This is a genomic window from Basilea psittacipulmonis DSM 24701 (genome assembly GCF_000743945.1).
In the GTDB taxonomy this organism is placed as follows: domain Bacteria; phylum Pseudomonadota; class Gammaproteobacteria; order Burkholderiales; family Burkholderiaceae_B; genus Basilea; species Basilea psittacipulmonis.
The window spans coordinates 338,831-356,207 of the sequence record NZ_CP009238.1 but is presented as its reverse complement, the minus strand read 5'-3'; the positions used below and the strand labels follow the sequence as shown (position 1 = coordinate 356,207).

General features: G+C 40.5%; 13 protein-coding genes and 1 tRNA gene. 4 read left to right on the top strand and 10 right to left on the bottom strand.

What is annotated here, in order from left to right; translation table 11 throughout:
• Nucleotides 1–108: 108 nt before the first annotated feature.
• From betB to IX83_RS01585, 3 genes are all read right to left on the bottom strand, one after another.
• A complete protein-coding gene (gene betB / locus IX83_RS01595; protein WP_038498411.1) occupies nucleotides 109–1,572 on the bottom strand; it encodes a betaine-aldehyde dehydrogenase in 1,464 nt (487 codons plus the stop codon).
• 334 nt (nucleotides 1,573–1,906) lie between these two features.
• On the bottom strand, nucleotides 1,907–2,398 hold the full coding sequence (locus IX83_RS01590; RefSeq protein ID WP_158332739.1) for an outer membrane protein assembly factor BamE: 492 nt from the start codon (nucleotides 2,396–2,398) through the stop codon (nucleotides 1,907–1,909).
• 346 nt (nucleotides 2,399–2,744) lie between these two features.
• Nucleotides 2,745–2,819 (bottom strand) — tRNA-Arg (locus IX83_RS01585).
• Between the two features lie 127 nt (nucleotides 2,820–2,946).
• Here IX83_RS01585 and IX83_RS01580 point away from each other — a divergent pair.
• The gene (locus IX83_RS01580) at nucleotides 2,947–3,444 is read left to right on the top strand and encodes a c-type cytochrome (RefSeq protein ID WP_038498408.1); all 498 of its coding nucleotides are present in this window, start codon (nucleotides 2,947–2,949) and stop codon (nucleotides 3,442–3,444) included.
• A gap of 416 nt (nucleotides 3,445–3,860) precedes the next feature.
• Here IX83_RS01580 and IX83_RS01575 read toward each other — a convergent pair whose 3' ends face one another.
• The 4 genes from IX83_RS01575 to IX83_RS01560 all read right to left on the bottom strand — a co-directional run bounded on the left by IX83_RS01575 (nucleotide 3,861) and on the right by IX83_RS01560 (nucleotide 10,409).
• On the bottom strand, nucleotides 3,861–5,900 hold the full coding sequence (locus IX83_RS01575; RefSeq protein WP_051919038.1) for an ATP-dependent helicase: 2,040 nt from the start codon (nucleotides 5,898–5,900) through the stop codon (nucleotides 3,861–3,863).
• Nucleotides 5,901–6,077: 177 nt separating this feature from the next.
• Nucleotides 6,078–8,135, bottom strand: coding sequence for a primosomal protein N' (locus tag IX83_RS01570; protein ID WP_038498407.1), 2,058 nt, complete (start codon nucleotides 8,133–8,135; stop codon nucleotides 6,078–6,080).
• 65 nt (nucleotides 8,136–8,200) lie between these two features.
• Nucleotides 8,201–9,268 (bottom strand): uroporphyrinogen decarboxylase, encoded by a 1,068-nt coding sequence (gene hemE, locus IX83_RS01565; RefSeq protein ID WP_038498398.1) that lies wholly within the window; start codon nucleotides 9,266–9,268, stop codon nucleotides 8,201–8,203.
• Nucleotides 9,269–9,674: 406 nt separating this feature from the next.
• Nucleotides 9,675–10,409, bottom strand: a complete 735-nt coding sequence (locus IX83_RS01560; RefSeq protein ID WP_038498396.1) for a hypothetical protein — start codon at nucleotides 10,407–10,409, stop codon at nucleotides 9,675–9,677.
• Nucleotides 10,410–11,286: 877 nt separating this feature from the next.
• On the opposite strand from IX83_RS01560, the gene minD reads away from it, so the two are divergent.
• The 3 genes from minD (at nucleotide 11,287) to IX83_RS01545 (ending at nucleotide 12,718) form a co-directional block, all read left to right on the top strand.
• A complete protein-coding gene (gene minD / locus IX83_RS01555) occupies nucleotides 11,287–12,102 on the top strand; it encodes a septum site-determining protein MinD (RefSeq protein WP_038498394.1) in 816 nt (271 codons plus the stop codon).
• A complete protein-coding gene (gene minE, locus IX83_RS01550) occupies nucleotides 12,102–12,362 on the top strand; it encodes a cell division topological specificity factor MinE (RefSeq protein WP_038498391.1) in 261 nt (86 codons plus the stop codon). Before minD ends, minE begins: the two co-directional genes overlap by 1 nt.
• Before the next feature lie 119 nt (nucleotides 12,363–12,481).
• Nucleotides 12,482–12,718 carry a hypothetical protein gene (locus IX83_RS01545; RefSeq protein WP_148304541.1) on the top strand — a complete coding sequence of 79 codons (237 nt, stop codon included), beginning with the start codon at nucleotides 12,482–12,484 and terminating at the stop codon, nucleotides 12,716–12,718.
• 260 nt (nucleotides 12,719–12,978) lie between these two features.
• Here IX83_RS01545 and minC read toward each other — a convergent pair whose 3' ends face one another.
• Genes minC through ettA form a run of 3 tightly spaced genes read right to left on the bottom strand, consistent with a single transcriptional unit; the run spans nucleotide 12,979 to nucleotide 17,222 of the window.
• Nucleotides 12,979–13,779 (bottom strand): septum site-determining protein MinC, encoded by an 801-nt coding sequence (gene minC / locus IX83_RS01540; protein ID WP_038498383.1) that lies wholly within the window; start codon nucleotides 13,777–13,779, stop codon nucleotides 12,979–12,981.
• Nucleotides 13,780–15,546 (bottom strand): glutamine--tRNA ligase/YqeY domain fusion protein, encoded by a 1,767-nt coding sequence (locus IX83_RS01535; RefSeq protein WP_038498381.1) that lies wholly within the window; start codon nucleotides 15,544–15,546, stop codon nucleotides 13,780–13,782. It abuts the gene before it with no gap.
• Between the two features lie 2 nt (nucleotides 15,547–15,548).
• On the bottom strand, nucleotides 15,549–17,222 hold the full coding sequence (gene ettA, locus IX83_RS01530; protein WP_038498377.1) for an energy-dependent translational throttle protein EttA: 1,674 nt from the start codon (nucleotides 17,220–17,222) through the stop codon (nucleotides 15,549–15,551).
• Nucleotides 17,223–17,377 lie beyond the last annotated feature (155 nt).

The following is a 17,377-nucleotide window of genomic DNA, read 5'->3' as shown; positions in this document are numbered from 1 at the left end:
TTCAAGCGTGATTAAAACACAGAACGAAACTCACCTAGATAAGCATCGTGTTTATCACCACCCATCAAACCGCCTAAAACCAAGCATTCATCGGCTGTTCGAGCGTGATTAAAACACGGAGCGAAACTCACCTAGTTCTACTTGAATGGATTTAGTTTGCGTATAGTGCATTAATGTTTGGATTCCATTTTCACGTCCTACACCTGAGGCCTTATAACCACCCACAGGCATTTGGGCAGGCGACTCTCCCCATGTATTTAACCAGCAAATACCCGCTTGAATCTGAGCGATAATACGATGAGCAGTTTTCAGATCAGGAGATACCACGCCAGCAGCCAAACCATACGTCGTATCATTAGCTCGACGAATAACTTCTCCCTCTGTTTCATAGGTCAACATACTCATCACGGGACCAAAAATTTCATCACGCACAATACTCATCTCATCATGACAATCCGTAAAAACTGTTGGAGCAACATACGCACCTTTGGCATATTCTCCATCCGTCACACGAGTGCCTCCTGCTAGCAATTTTGCCCCTTCTACTTTGCCTTTTTCAATATAAGACAATACTTTTTCCATATGAGAAAAACTGACCAAAGGACCAAAATTAGTCTCTTCTTTTTCAGGGTTACCCAAACGAATACGTGCTACACGTTCTATGATCTTTTGTTCAAATTCAGCGACTAAGGACTTAGGCACAAACACTCGTGTTCCATTTGTGCAGACCTGACCAGAGCTGTAAAAGTTGGCCATCATCGCAATATCGGCTGCCAGATCCAAGTCTGCATCGGGACAAATAATCAAAGGAGATTTACCACCCAACTCCATGGTTACTTCTTTCAGCGTAGAACCTGCCGCTTGTGACATCACTTTCTTGCCTGTGCTGACCCCACCTGTAAACGATACTTTAGCAATATCTGGATGCAAACTTAACATTTCACCCACACGCCAATCTCCTTGTACTACATTGAATACGCCATCAGGCAAGCCTGCTTGAGTAAAAATCTCAGCCAACTTCAATGCACTGCATGGTGTTACTTCACTGGGTTTAAAAATCATAGCATTTCCAGCTGCCAAAGCGGGAGCTGCTTTCCACATCGCAATCTGAATAGGATAATTCCACGCACCAATACCTGCCACCACCCCCAAAGGTTCTTGACGTGTATAAACAAAACTACTGTCTCTAAGCGGTATTTGACGACCTTCAATCGCTGCCACCAACCCAGCGTAATACTCAATGACATCCGCCCCTGTCACAATATCAACATACAAGGTTTCAGATAATGGTTTACCTGTATCACGTGTCTCCAATAAAGCCAGTTCGTCATTTCGTTCACGTAATAATGCTACTGCCTTTAATAAAATACGACTTCTTTCGACAGGTGTTTTGGCCGCCCAGATTTTTTGTCCCTCTTTAGCTGACCGCACCGCAAAATCCACTTCATCACGATCACTTTGCTGCACCTTAGCCAACACCTCACCATTAGCTGGATTGATCGTTTCAAAAACATAGGCAGATTCTTTTACTGGTACGTAATTACCTTGAATATAGGATGTTAATAATGTCATTTTGAACCTTTAGATTTAAAGCAAATGGTGTCACATTCTTGATGAGCAGACAATGTAACACAGCACATATTAAAAAATCAATTTACGTGCGGATACAGTAAGATAGCGAATTCTTATGATCAGCCTGTTTGATACAAACACTTTAAAAAAGATTCAAACAGGTAATGACTCGTTTCATGCTGAATTAACGCTGTCACGCATCATCAAAACTAGGTATCACTTTACAAACCTATCTAATTAACAGTTTTAACGATGATTTTACAAAAAAAGGAAAATTGAATAGGCATAAAAAAATCCCAGAAAGCATGAGCTCTGGGATTTAATCGTTCGAATCTTACAGATGTTTCTGATGAGATGTCTGGGTATTTGCTTTATAAGCCAATCCCTTAAAATCTAATTCAGGAGGACATACTGCATTCGCTGGGGAAAGCGGTTTCCAATAAAAACCTCTTGCAATCTTGGGTTCAAAACGTGGCGACTGATAGGTAACCTTTAAGATACATACCGTGTCGTTCTCCAAGTTATCATCTTTCTTAAAGCGTAAGACATAGTTCCAGTCAGTAGAACGCCATGCCCCCACATAGTCTGGCGTACCGAGTATGTAGTACAAATTATCCTTGGTCATACCACCTCTTAGTGTAGCCAAGCTTTCTCTTGGTACTACTCTACCCACTCGACCTGAGTCGATGTCACTTTGGGATACTTCTGGCCACTGTGGGTCGTCTGTCAACCCTGTATCAGGATTAACATTACTAGTACTGCATGCTACCAACATACCAGCAACCAACGTCGTAGCAGAGAAACGAAAAAAACGATTTAAATTCACTTTATCTCTCATTTATCATTAAGTTATCATTCACATAGTGAAAAGCTAACACCATTTTAGCATAAACACTACCCAAAAAATGGATAATGTTACAAAATTTATAGCTAATCTTCTATTTGTTTTATCTTTTTTCAAATAAAGTTTTATTCCAAACTAAAATTTTTATTTGATTGATGCCTTGCATCAACAGCACAGAAGCCCATCTTTAATCGCAAAGCCATCCTATCATATGGTTTTGAAGTGTTGTTTTTATACCCACAAAAGTACCTTATTCTCAACACAAGGATATAAATCAAAGAACAACTTTTTTATCCTTATTAAAAAACAATAAGATACCCATAAATATTGGCCTCGCCGGCGGGAATTGAACCCACATCAAGAGCTTCGGAAACTCTTATTCTATCCATTGAACTACAGCGAGTTTGATATATCTCAACGATTGTTAAGGTTTCTAATGCGTTTTAAGCCATAACAGTTTATCATTATAGCTTTGTAACCATTAACTTTTTCGTTATAATAGCGAATTATTTTTTGCATAAGGTTTATCCATGAGCATAGAACAACAACCCCAACACGAAGAAAAAACCAGCACTTCTTTTATTATCGCTGTGTCGATTCTTGCTGTCGTGACACCTGCTTTAATCATTGCAATACTTGCATTTGCATTAAATAAGGAACCTGTATCTGAAGAGTTTTCGGATGATGCGATTACATTAAGAATTGCACCTGTTGCGTCTTATAACGTTCTGTCTCCTGTTGCTGCGGCACCTGTTAAAACGGGTCCTTTGTCTGGCGAACAGGTTTATAACGAAACCTGTCATACCTGTCATGGTGCTGGTTTAGCTGGTGCTCCGAAAGTAGGTGATAACGCCGCATGGGCACCTCGTATTGCAGAAGGTGCTGAGCAATTATTCACTCACGCTCTAAAAGGATTTAATGCCATGCCTGCAAAAGGCGGTAATCCTGATCTAGAGGACTTAGAGGTTGAACGTGCCGTTGTGTACATGATTAATCATTCAGGTGGCAACTTGCCTGAACCTAAATAATTTATTCATTTTTATTCTTCCTCCCAAGCTATTTTTCTCGTAAAAATAGCTTTTTTTTATCTTTAATTTGACCCACCTAAAACGTTTTCCATCGTACGCGACACAAAAGGCGTAGGCACTTCTTAACGTTTCAACAAGCTACTCTCAAGCATTTCCCATCAGCACCAAGACAAAAACCTAGGCACTTCCTCAGATTTTCGTAAAACACTCTCAAGCATTTTCCATCACCACACAACACAAAAGACGTAGGCACCTCCTAACGTTTCCACAAGCTACTCTCAAGCATTTCCCATCAGCACCCAACACATATTCTATTCAGGCAACTTGAAGATCTGAGCACCCATTTACTCATCACATCTTTTCATCAAGACAGGCATAAATCCAGAGATTTTTTGGGTTCAGCAAGAAATAATTATTTAGGCCAACGATTCTAATAGTTTTTGCAATCGCACGCTTGCAGGAAGATGTTCTTCATCTTCTAACAACGCTCTTTTGCTTGGATACAAGCCCATTTCACGAATAAAGCGTGAGGGTTCGCGATTAATCTTCGTATTTGCTCGTCTGCCTTTTCTCGATTTACTCCAAGTCAACGCCAGATAATACTTGGCCCTAGTGACGGCTACATACATCAAACGACGTTCCTCTTGAACTCTTTTGGCATTTTCATTTAACTGTTCTGTCTCTGAAATATCCAACTCATCATCTTCTTCATTGCGAAAGAAAGGTAAATAGCCCTCTTCGCACCCCATAATAAATACATAGGGATATTCCAAGCCTTTGGACGCATGAATCGTAGAAAGTTTAATGGCATCGTTTTCCAAACCATCGTCAGACTTTCTTTCCAACATAGTGATCAAAGAAACGTATTGCAAAATTTGCGATAAACTCATGTCCTCTTCTTGGGCTTTATCACCAAGGTTTTGAACTAAATCCAACACATTCTGCCATCGTTTTTTAGCCACCGATTCATCATACAAACCATAAAGCCATTGTTCGTATTGAATCTCTTTGATCGTTTGTTCCAATATATAACGAGTATCTAGATTTTCTTGATTATCTGCCAACGATTGAATATGAAGTACATAGGTCACAAAACGTTGCAATGCATTCAGTTGTGCGGGTGCTAACTGATCATGAAGTTCACCATCTTGTGCAGCTGTTAAGAATGATTGCTCCGTAGCTCGAGCATAATCACTTAACATCGTTAACGTGCGATTTCCCACGCCTCTTTTGGGTGAGGTAATAGCTCGCACAAACGCCATATCATCATCTCCATTTGAGATTAATCTTAACCATGCCAAAATATCTCGAATTTCACTTTTCTCAAAAAAACTTTGTCCGCCCGAAATACTATAAGGAAAGGTAACGCGTCTGAGTGCTTCTTCTAATTTTCGCGATTGGGCATTACTGCGATAAAGTATGGCAAAATCACCCCATGTTAAGTTTCTGCTTTCTTTTAAACGACGAATTTCCTCACATATTTTTCGCACTTCTTCTTGATCATCAAAACAGTCAAACACCTCTATCGGCTCCCCCTCACCCAAGTTTGACCATAATTTTTTCTGGAATAATTTTGGATTATCGCGAATAACATTATTTGCAGCGGTAAGAATCGTCGAGACGGAACGATAATTTTGTTCTAAGGCAATCACATTTAAGTCAGGATAATCGACTTGCAAATTCTTCAAATTATCTAATGTCGCCCCTCGCCACGCGTAAATAGCTTGATCATCATCCCCGACCAAAGTAAATTGACGACGCGGATTCGTTAACATTTTTATCCATTCATACTGACAAACGTTTGTGTCCTGATACTCATCCACCAATAAGTACTGCACTCTTTCTTGCCAGCGATGAAGCACGGATTCATGTTGTTTTAAAATCTTAACAGGCTGAGCGATCAAATCATCAAAGTCCACCATCCCCAAACTTTCTAATGTTTTCTGATAACTTATATAAGCACTCACTGCAGTCTTATCATCATCGGAAACAATCTGTTTTTCAGCCTCTTGGGGGCTTATCATGGCATTTTTCCAAATTGAGATTTTGTGCTTCACATAAGGCATCAACCCCACGGTTTCATTAGTCAACACTTCTTTTAAAATCGTCTCTACATCTTGACTATCTAAAATCGTGAAATTTCGCTTGAGTCCGATCAAATGGCCTTCTTCACGTAAAAACCTTACACCAAGCGAATGAAACGTGCATACAGTGATACGTTTTGATTCGCGAACAGGCAGTTGCTGTTGAATACGTTCCACCATTTCTTGAGCGGCTTTATTGGTAAAAGTCAGTGCAAAGATACCTTTCGGATTCATTCCTAATTCTTTGATCAAATATACGATCTTTTGGGTAATGACCTTGGTTTTACCACTACCTGCACCAGCCAAGACCAAGCAAGGGCCTTGCATATACTGCACCGCTTGTTTTTGTTTTTCATTTAACGATTCAATCATATTCAACCCCTAAAGATCGGTATTCAAAAGAATACTCAATGCTTATTTTACCTTTAATCCATACTTTATAAACTGACTTTCATCACACTTAATCGCAAGAAAATAAGCGGTTTTCAGCATTAAGTTCACTTATACTGTGTTAACGTCATGCCCCCTATTTTCTAAGGTATCACGGCACTAAATACTCTGCGGATCCACTTCCAACACATATTTGACTTTATGTTTTTTTGCCAATTTTTCGATGGTTAAAATGAATGACGAGAAAAATGTTTGTAACAAAGGGCGAGACATAGATTCTATCAACAATTGTGCACGTTCAATATTATCCACACGCATCAGTTTTAGCGGTACGGGATCATAACATTCAATCTTTGCAAACTCACCCACCGCCTCTTGTTCAAACGATTGTTTTACATCTGTCAAAAATGCCAAGACTTTGTCTAAATGTTTATCTTGGGACAACAACAAACATTGATAAGAAAAAGGAGGTAACATTGCCTCTTCTCGTTCTTCCAACAACGTCTTTGAAAACCCAACATAATCATGTTTGATTAAGTTCTGATATAACATATGATGAGGATAATCTGTTTGAATCCAGACGTTAGAACCCTGTTGATGTCTTCCTGCACGGCCTGATACTTGGATTAGTTGATCAAAAAGTCTTTCTGAAGATCGAAAGTCTGCACTGAACAAACCAAAATCCGCCCCTAACACTATCACCGCTCCAACCGTTTTAAAATCATGACCTTTTGTAATCATCTGAGTGCCGACCAAAATATCCACTTCATGATGATGAACCTGTTCAAATAGGGCTTGAGCACTGCCTTTTTGACGCGTACTATCTGCATCAATTCTCACGACTTTTGCTTGGGGATAACGTTGTTGTAAAAATTCAGTTACTTTTTGAGTACCGTAGCCCAATGTGATTAAATCAATATTCCCGCAATCAGGGCATTTAAATGGTACTTGTTGACGATGACCACAATGATGGCACTGTAAATACTTGCCTGAAGACGACTGATGTAGCACCATATAAGCCGTACAATTAGGGCATTCGCTCACCCACTCACAGCTTGAACACGTTAATACAGGGGCATATCCACGCCGATTGATAAATACCAGCACTTGTTCTTTTCGCGACAAACACGCATCTATCTCATGCAAACACGTTAAAGAAAAACCGCCTTGCATCTGGTCTTTACGAGTAGGCACCAACTTAATTTCAGGCAAACAAGCCGATACGGCCCTTTGTTTTAGTTCCAATAATTGATACTTCCCCGTCATCGCATTATGCCACGATTCCAATGAGGGAGTTGCAGAACCCAACACCACTGGAATGTCTAATTGCCTACCGCGATAAACCGCTAAATCCCTAGCTGAATAACGTATCCCCTCTTGTTGTTTGTAAGACAGATCATGTTCCTCATCCACCACGATTAAACCTAAATTAAACAAAGGTGAAAAAATAGATAATCTCGTGCCTAGTAATAACTTAATATTGCCCCTTTGTGCATCCGACCATGTTTTAACCCTTTGTCCCTCAGAAAGATTACTATGCAACACCGCAATTTCATTTTGTTTGACGATATTTCCCAATCTTTTTCTTAACTGGCTTTCAAATTGAGGGGTGAGATTAATTTCAGGCACTAAAAACAAGGCCTGCTTACCTTGTTCTAAACAGTTTTGGATTAATCGCAAATACACCTCTGTTTTACCGCTTCCTGTCACGCCAAACAAAAGATAAGTATGGGCATTTTTTTCTTGTAGCACGACATTCACGGCACGTTCTTGCTCATCATTCAAAACAAACGCTGGTGCCGTTTCTGTGTAGGTCTGGATTAATTGTTTAATCTTTTTTTCTTGCGATTTATCCGCACGGTAAACAGGACTTTTTTCAGCTAACTTATCTTGATAAGCTATCGCCTTTCTTAACGGTGCTGGCAAGCTAGAAACCATCACCTCGCCCAAAGGACGTTGATAATACTTCGCGGCAAATTTTGAAAAAGCGATCCAATGATGATCAAAGGGTGGCAAATCCGTGATCACTTGAATCACATCTTTAATCTGATCTTCTGGGAAGTCAATCTGCGTAGGCATATCCACAATAATACCCACCAGTGTTCTGTGTCCAAACGGCACCAATACTCGATATCCCACCGCCGTTCGTTCATCACTGCAACGATACACAAAGCGATTTCTTAATGGCACATCCAGAACGACTTCTACCCACTTCATTGGCAATTCTCAATATTATTCATGACAGCCTGTTTATCTTGAAACCAATGTATTACCTGTCGTTTTTACTTGTGCATCGCACGACTATACTCATGAACCTCGTCAATCAATGCGGCTACTTTTTCTGGATCGGTATGTTGAGAAATGCCATGTCCCAAATTAAATACATGTCCACCTTTGCCTACCACACCAAAATCATCGATCACACGGCGTGCTTCAGCTCGAATAGCCTGTTCATCAGCAAACAAGCACATCGGATCAATATTTCCTTGTAAGGCGACTGCATCTTGAACACGTTGACGTGCTTGAGATAAATTAACCGTCCAGTCCACACCAATTGCATCACAACCTGATTGTGCAATGTCTTCCAACCATAGGCCACCACCTTTGGTAAATACAATAACAGGAATAGTTTGCCCTTGATAATGACGATCCAAACCATCGACAATTTGTTTCATATACGCCAATGAAAACTTCTGATAATAGGTATCGGCTAATGCACCTCCCCAACTATCAAAAATCATGACCGCTTGAACACCCGCATGAATCTGTGCATTTAAGTATTCACACGTCGTTTTTGCTGTAATTTGTAAAATTCGATGCAATAAATCTGGCCTTGAATACATCATCGTTTTAATCGTTGCGTACTCTTTTGATGAACCGCCCTCAACCATATAACAAGCGACTGTCCAAGGACTTCCTGCAAAACCAATCAATGGAACACGACCGTTTAATTCGTGACGGATAAGCTTGACCGCATCAAAAACATATTGCATTTCTTGCATATCAGGCACCGCCAGTTTCGCAACAGCTTCTTCATGATTAACAGGGTGAGAAAATTGGGGGCCTTCGCCTGCCACAAATGATAAGCCCAAGCCCATGGCATCAGGAATCATTAAAATATCAGAAAATAAAATAGCCGCATCTAATGGATAACGTTCAATAGGCTGTACCGTCACTTCACAAGCCAATTCAGGATTTTTTGCCAAACCCAAGAATGAACCAGCTTTAGCACGTGTTTCACGATATTCAGGTAGATAACGTCCTGCCTGACGCATTAGCCATACTGGCGTATAAGGTACAGGTTGGCGTAACAAAGCTCTTAAAAAAACATCATTTTTAAGCTGGGTCATAAACTCTTTCCTTATCGTTCTATTCTTCAAAAGAGACTATTTTAACCGTGATTTAAGATTCACGCAGAATTTATCGATAAAACATACAAAGCTGAACCACACTTTTATTACCACCTACAATAGTTGTCCCGTTAAGGCATCCACGTGATTATTAAAAGCTCACCCCTCCTTTTATCACTACCTACAATAGTGGCCCATTCACGCCTACCACACAGCTTATCTTACCTACTTCAATCACTGCAATTTTGTTAAACCTCTTCTCCTTTTTACGATAACTCGCGATTATGGATAAACGCACAAAGCTCCTCCCTTTATCTCCACCTACAATAGTGGCCCATCCACACCTACCACACAGCTTATCCTGCCTATTTCGATCACTGCAATTTTGTTAAACCTCTTCTCCTTTTTACGATAACTCGCGATAGGCTTGCCCATCAATTTGATATTTACGCATCAATTCCCAAAACGCTCGTCTATTCTTGCCTGCATGGATAGCTGCTTGAGAAATATTTCCTCTTTGCCAGCTCAACATCGCTGATAAATAACCTCGATCAAAACATTCTATCATCTGCCTTTTTGCTGAATTATAGTCATGTTCACGGCATAACACATCGTAAAAATCTTGTGATTGGTGATAGGATAAAGAGTCTTTAAGATGTAATGACTGAGACGACTCAACTTGAGTTTCAATCGTTTTTGACTGAACATGATAAGACAAGCGTTGCGAGGTATTTTCATATCCTGGACCGAGAAATACACCGCGATATTTCAACACCTTTAAACGCACTTTTATCTCATTGACTTGAGTACCATCTTGAATAAAATCCGCAATACCATACCGCATTAAATCTTCAAAAACAGCACTTGACACACCAAAACCCAAACAAATCAAAGGCGATGTCAGGGGCGACGAACGATAACATAACTGTGTTCTGATATATGACAAATCGGCAATCGTCACAGGTATTAATACAGCTGTTATTCCATGCAAACTCTGTGAAATGCAAGACACCATATCATCATCTTTTGTGGTTTCGACAAAAATAACACGACAATTATTTTTTCCTAAATGCTTCTCCAAAAACCGCACAGATTCTTTATTATTGACGGTTTGAACAATTGCAATCATCCCTTGAGTCATAAGCAAACTCCCCTTTTTTCTCCTTTTTATCAAAGTGACTTTTCATCATATCGCATCACTTTTATGACTGACATCATCAAAAATCCTCATTTTGTTAACGTTCTATAAACTTATGCCTAAATCAAGCCCCTTACCTGCGTGCAACTACGCAAGTAAAACTACTTACTTTTCCTCTATCAGATCATTCAGTTATCCATGAGAAATCAAGTGCCAAACCCCATATTTTCAGGTCCTTTTTTGCCACACCATCACTTTCTCATCCCATCTTTACAACAATGCCCTTTTTCTCATCTCACCCTTGCCACACCATCACTTCCTCATCCTATCTTTACAACAACGTCCCTTTCCTCACCTCACCCTTGCCACACCATCACTTCCTCATCACATCTTTACAACAATGCCCCTTTCCTCACCTCACCCTTGCCACACCATCACTTCCTCATCCCATCTTTACAACAACGTCCTTTTTCTCATCTCACCCTTGCCACACCATCACTTCCTCATGCCATCTTTACAACAATGCCCCTTTCCTCATCCCACCCTTGCCACACCATCACTTCCTCATCCTATCTTTACAACAACGTCCCTTTCCTCACCTCACCCTTGCCACACCATCACTTCCTCATCCTATCTTTACAACAACGCCCCTTTTCTCATCTCACCCTTGCCACAACGACATTTAGGCAATGCTTAATTATTTACTGGCTGATATGGACATGATTCATTTTGATCATCCACATAACTCATGAATTATTCATCAATCGTTTCTACTGTTTTTAAAAATATTTTTAAGTGCTTATCCGCTTAGAAAATCGTTTTTATAAGGCTTTTAAATGTTAAAATATTCACAGTTTTTTTGTATAAAGGGATAAACTTCATGGCTCGAGTTATCGTTGTCACATCAGGAAAAGGTGGTGTGGGAAAAACCACCACAAGTGCTAGTTTTTCAGCTGGTTTAGCTTTACGAGGTCATAAAACAGCGGTTATCGATTTTGACGTTGGTTTGCGTAACCTAGATTTAATCATGGGTTGCGAGCGTCGCGTTGTTTATGATTTTGTGAATGTAATTCAAGGCGAAGCAAGTCTCAAACAGGCACTGATTAAAGACAAGCAGATCGAAAATTTATACATTCTTCCCGCTTCTCAAACACGTGACAAAGATGCACTCAGTAAAGAGGGTGTAGGACGTGTAATCGATGAATTGAAAAAAATGGGCTTTGAATATATCGTTTGCGACTCACCTGCTGGTATCGAAACAGGTGCATTGATGGCTGCTTATTTTGCCGATGATGCACTCGTGGTCACGAACCCTGAAGTCTCTTCTGTACGTGATTCAGACCGTATTCTTGGTATTCTTAGTGCTAAAACAAAACGTGCTGAAGAAGGTGTCGAGCCTGTCAAAGAATTCCTTGTGTTAACTCGTTATAATCCTAAACGCGTTGAAGACGGTGAAATGCTTTCAATAAAAGATATTGAGGACATTCTCCATATCGATTTAATCGGCGTTATTCCAGAGTCTGAGAACATTCTTTTGGCTTCTAACACAGGGACACCTGCTATTTTGCTGAAAGATACGGATGTATCTGAAGCCTATTCGGATATTGTGGCTCGCTACCTTGGTGAACAGCGTCCAATGCGTTTCACTGAATACGTGAAACCTAGTCTGATGAAACGAATTTTTGGAGGTAAATAATGGGACTATTTGATCTCTTTACTTCAGGTCGCAAAAAGGCATCTTCCGCCCAATCTGCAAAAGATCGTTTGAGCCTTATTCTTATGCAAGAACGTTCAGATAGAAGTGCTCCCGATTATTTGCCTGCCATGCAAAAAGAACTGCTTGAAGTCATTTCTAAATATATCAATATTAATCCAGAAGATATTAGCGTAGAAGTGAATAAAGACGGCAATATCGACCTTATCCAACTAAAAGTCGAATTACCCGATCATCACTAAATAACAAAAACTTCCGCATCATTGAACATTCGATATGCGGAAGTTTTTTTATAAATATTAAAAAATCTTTTTCGTATAGTCATACAATAAATTAAAAACCGCAACATTTAGCATACAAAATGAAGATGATTAAACAACTGTACCCATTACCTGATGTTGGTTTAAGAAAGCAAAAAACGAAAAGTGGCATATACCTCTATAAACGAGGAAAGTGTTATCGAGATGAGAATAAAAAAGTTAAAAGGACGAATGACACGTTGATTGGGAAGTTAGATGAGGAAACAGGGTTTCTCATTCCCAATAAAAATTATTTTGTTATTTTTGATAAGCCAATGCCTAAGACAAACAAACTTTAGTCACAGAATCTAAAGGCCTCGATCTGGCGTATGAACCAAACAAGACGAGGTATCGAACTTGACCGTAGCTACAATCTAAAGGCCTCGATCTGGCGAAATGAACCAAACCACGAGGCCATAAATTTAACGACAAATCGATTAAGGTTTATTGCATTAATCCTTAGAATGCACAAGATTCTTAACAGACTCATTCGATCTGCACGATGCCAACAGATATTTTTTCAGCAATATCTCCGATCGCACTTTAAAACGAGTTTATGCTAAATCACTTGGCGAATTTCTAATTTACTTTGTTTTAATTCCACCATCACAGGATGATTGACTAAGTTAGGATCTAGCTGACTATCAATCACTTTATAAACCCCAGCAATCACCAGCATTTCCGCTTCCAAATGCGTGCAGAATATTTTCGCTTTTTCATCGCCTTTGGCCCCTGCTACTGCTCGTCCTCGCAAGGCTCCATAAATATGAACATTACCATCGGCAATGACCTCTGCCCCTGCACTAACGGTACCAATCACGATCAAATCAGTGTTTTTAGCATAGACTCGTTGCCCTGATCTCAAATGACGTTCGATGATCATTGGCGGAGCAGGCACATCGCCTCCTGAAGCAAAACTAGCGGGAGCGGGTTCTGGCGTACGAGGCGTTGTTGCACGTGGCACGGGTGCTGGATCAGCGGGTTTTGGTTGAGCTTTTTCAGTAGGCTTGGCAACCGTTTTTGCTTCTTTAACCGTGGCGGGCGCCTGTTTATCAAAGTTCAAAATAGGCAATCCCGCTTGTTTAATGCTATCGAACAATGATACAGGTGCCGTCACCCCCAGCAAATACAAACCATGCTGTTTCATGGCTTCTTGCAATAACTTCCAATCAGGTGCTTTTTGAATCAGATTGGCATCCAAAACAATCGCTTCATTTCTAAAAAAATCGCCCGATTGCTTCATTTTTAAATCTAATGCTTTAATCAAAAGATTCGTATCAGCATAATGCAAGACCCAACGCAATACGAATAAGTCGCCTGTCTTAGCTTCAATAACCTGATTATGTGTTAAGCTTGCCATTTACTTCTTCCAATTATCTTTCAAAGTCACACTACGATTAATAACCAGTGTATCAGTTTGTCCTGTCGCCTTAGCTATTGTGCGATCTGCTTTGTCCAAGCAGAAATAGCCTAAACGTTCAAACTGCCATCTATCTTTCTCTAAACGAATGCTTGGCTCTAAATAAGCATGAACTGTTGTGATGGACTCAGGGTTAATATCGTCCAAGAAAGAACGATCATCACTGCCAGGTACAGGCTCTTTGAACAAACGATCATACAGTTTCACTTCTGCTTGAATCGCTTCTTTCTGTGATACCCATGTAATCGCACCTTTTACCTTCACACTATCTGCACCGGGTGTACCACTCTTGGTATCTGGAATATATTCAGCAAATACTTCTGTCACTTCACCGTGTTCATCTACCTCATAGCCTGTACATTTCACCACATACGCATATTTCAAGCGAACTGTATTACCTGGGAATAGACGGAAATATTTCTTAGGTGGCTCGATACGGAAGTCATCTCTTTCAATCCACAAGTGTTTCGTGAAATGAAAGTTTCTTACCCCTGCCGCTTCATCATGCGGATTATACGGAGCTTGACATAATTCAGCATGATCATCAGGCAAATTCGTAATCGTGAGTTTAATCGGATCTAATACAGCGACCGCACGGTCTGCCACAGGATCTAACACATCACGCAAAGACTGTTCTAACACACTATAGTCAATCGTCGAATCCGCTTTGGAAACACCCAAACGCTCACAGAATAAACGAATCGCTTCAGGCGTGTAACCACGACGACGTAAGCCTGCAATCGTTGGTAAACGTGGATCGTCCCAACCTGAGACATGACCTTCTGTTACCAGTTGTAGTAGTTTACGTTTACTGGTCACCACATAATTCAGGTTCAAACGTGAGAACTCATATTGATGAGGCAAAGGACGTGCCAACTTACCCAAATCGGCCAAATGATTCAACAACCAATCATAAAAAGGTCTTTGATCTTCAAATTCAAGTGTACAAATACTATGCGTAATCCCCTCGAGTGCATCTTCAATCGGGTGTGCATAAGTGTACATCGGATAAATCTTCCACTGATCGCCCGTACGATGATGATGAGCATGACGAATACGATAAATCACAGGATCACGCAAATTAATATTTGGTGAAGCCATATCGATCTTCGCACGTAAGCAAGGACCGCCATCTGGGTATTTACCTGCTTTCATATCCTCAAAGATACGCAAAGACTCTTCTACAGGGCGATTACGCCATGGTGAATCCTTACCTGCTTCTTTCAATGTACCGCGATTTTCACGAATCTGATCGGCATTTTGTTCATCAACATACGCCAAATCCGCTTGAATCAATGCACAAGCAAAGTCATACATGTAATTAAAATAATCACTGGCAAAATAAAGATTATCATTCCATGAATAACCTAACCAAGCAACGGTATCTTTGATCGAATCCACATATACCTGATCCTCTTTCTCAGGGTTTGTATCATCAAAGCGTAAGTGACAAACACCCGCATAATCTTTGGCTAAACCAAAGTTCAAACAAATACTTTTGGCATGACCAATATGCAAAAACCCATTAGGCTCAGGTGGAAAACGCGTACGAATCTTCGCCGCATCCTCTGGTGCTGATGATAGACCTTGAGCATCAGACGGATGACCCGCCCATTTCTTTCCCGCATAAGCCTGTTCAGCCAAATCACGGTCAATAATATTTCGCAAAAAATTAGACGCAACAACAGTAGTATCTTTTTCACTCATGATTATTTCAACGCTTTATAACGAATACGTTTAGGTTTAGCCGCTTCCTCACCCAAACGTTTAATTTTGTCTGCTTCATATTCTTGATAGTTACCATCAAAGAACACCACTTTAGAATCACCTTCAAAAGCAATGATATGCGTGGCAACACGGTCTAAGAACCAACGATCATGGCTAATCACTAATACCGTGCCAGCAAACTCCAAAATCGCATCTTCCAAAGCACGCAATGTTTCAACATCTAAATCGTTCGATGGCTCATCTAGCAAGAGTACGTTACCACCTTTGATCAAGGTCTGTGCTAGGTGCAAACGTCCACGTTCACCACCTGATAACTGTCCGACCATTTTACCTTGGTCCGTGCCTTTAAAATTAAAACGTCCTAAATACGCACGAGCAGGCATCTCAAACTTACCTACCGTTAATAAATCAGCACCACCCGAGATAAAATCAAAGACAGTTTTATCGTTTGCTAGGCTTTCACGCGACTGATCGACAAAAGAAATATTTACGGTTTGACCAATCTTCACCTCACCTGAATCAGGCTGTTCCGTACCTGTAATCATACGGAACAAGGTCGATTTACCAGCACCGTTCGGTCCGATAATACCAACAATCGCACCCGCTGGAATTTTAAAACTCAAGTCATCAATCAATACGCGATCACCAAAAGACTTCGTCACATGATCAAATTCAATGACTTCATTACCTAAACGCTCTGCCACAGGAATAAAGATTTCCTGTGTTTCATTACGACGTTGATATTCGTAAGAAGACAACTCTTCAAAGCGATTCAAACGTGCACGAGACTTGGCTTGACGACCTTTAGGATTCTGGCGTACCCACTCTAATTCTTTCTGAATGGCTTTTTGACGAGCAGATTCTTGGGCTTCTTCTTGTTTCAAGCGATTTTCTTTCTGTTCCAACCAAGAACTATAATTACCCTTCCATGGAATACCATGTCCACGATCCAGCTCTAAAATCCATTCTGCCGCATTATCCAAGAAATAACGATCGTGTGTAACCGCTACTACTGTACCTGGGAATTTTTGTAAAAACTGCTCTAACCAGTCAACTGATTCTGCGTCTAAATGGTTCGTCGGCTCATCTAATAACAACATATCAGGCTTTGATAAAAGCAAACGACATAAGGCGACACGACGTTTTTCACCACCTGATAAATGGGCAATCTTCGCTTCCCATGGCGGTAAACGTAAAGCATCTGCCGCAATCTCCATCTGCGTTTCTACATCATCACTACCTGAACTTGCCGATGCAGCAATAATCGCTTCTAACTTTTCCTGTTCAGCTGCCAGTGCATCAAAATCAGCATCGGGTTCACTATAAGCAGCCCACACCTGTTCTAAACGTTTTCGCGCTTCAAACACATCTCCCAAACCCTCTTCTACAGCCTCGCGAACAGTATGTTCAGGATTTAACTGTGGTTCTTGTGGTAAATAACCGATCTTGAGGTCTGCCATCGGAATGGCTTCACCCTCAATCTCCTTATCCACACCTGCCATAATTTTCAAAAGCGTCGATTTACCTGCACCATTCAGACCTAAGACACCAATCTTAGCGCCAGGGAAAAAAGACAAAGAAATATCACGCAAAATCTGTTTTTTAGGGGGTACAATCTTACCCACGCGATTCATCGTAAAGACGTATTGAGCCATAAGTTTTTATCTATAAAATTCACTATCTAACATTGTACAATATCCCTAGCAAAATGCCCTTGCACAAGACGGATACTGTGGTTAAAGAAGCACACTTATTTAAAATAAACACACCCCACCGCATCAAATACCAGTGGGGTGCGATACCAACTTAA

Coding starts and splice junctions, on each gene's coding strand:
- betB (WP_038498411.1), bottom strand. CDS start 1,572: ATGACATTATTAACATCCTATATTCAAGGTAATTACGTACCAGTAAAA.
- hemE (WP_038498398.1), bottom strand. CDS start 9,268: ATGACCCAGCTTAAAAATGATGTTTTTTTAAGAGCTTTGTTACGCCAA.
- IX83_RS01535 (WP_038498381.1), bottom strand. CDS start 15,546: ATGAGTGAAAAAGATACTACTGTTGTTGCGTCTAATTTTTTGCGAAAT.
- IX83_RS01545 (WP_148304541.1), top strand. CDS start 12,482: ATGAAGATGATTAAACAACTGTACCCATTACCTGATGTTGGTTTAAGA.
- IX83_RS01570 (WP_038498407.1), bottom strand. CDS start 8,135: ATGAAGTGGGTAGAAGTCGTTCTGGATGTGCCATTAAGAAATCGCTTT.
- minE (WP_038498391.1), top strand. CDS start 12,102: ATGGGACTATTTGATCTCTTTACTTCAGGTCGCAAAAAGGCATCTTCC.
- IX83_RS01580 (WP_038498408.1), top strand. CDS start 2,947: ATGAGCATAGAACAACAACCCCAACACGAAGAAAAAACCAGCACTTCT.
- ettA (WP_038498377.1), bottom strand. CDS start 17,222: ATGGCTCAATACGTCTTTACGATGAATCGCGTGGGTAAGATTGTACCC.
- IX83_RS01575 (WP_051919038.1), bottom strand. CDS start 5,900: ATGATTGAATCGTTAAATGAAAAACAAAAACAAGCGGTGCAGTATATG.
- minD (WP_038498394.1), top strand. CDS start 11,287: ATGGCTCGAGTTATCGTTGTCACATCAGGAAAAGGTGGTGTGGGAAAA.
- minC (WP_038498383.1), bottom strand. CDS start 13,779: ATGGCAAGCTTAACACATAATCAGGTTATTGAAGCTAAGACAGGCGAC.
- IX83_RS01560 (WP_038498396.1), bottom strand. CDS start 10,409: ATGACTCAAGGGATGATTGCAATTGTTCAAACCGTCAATAATAAAGAA.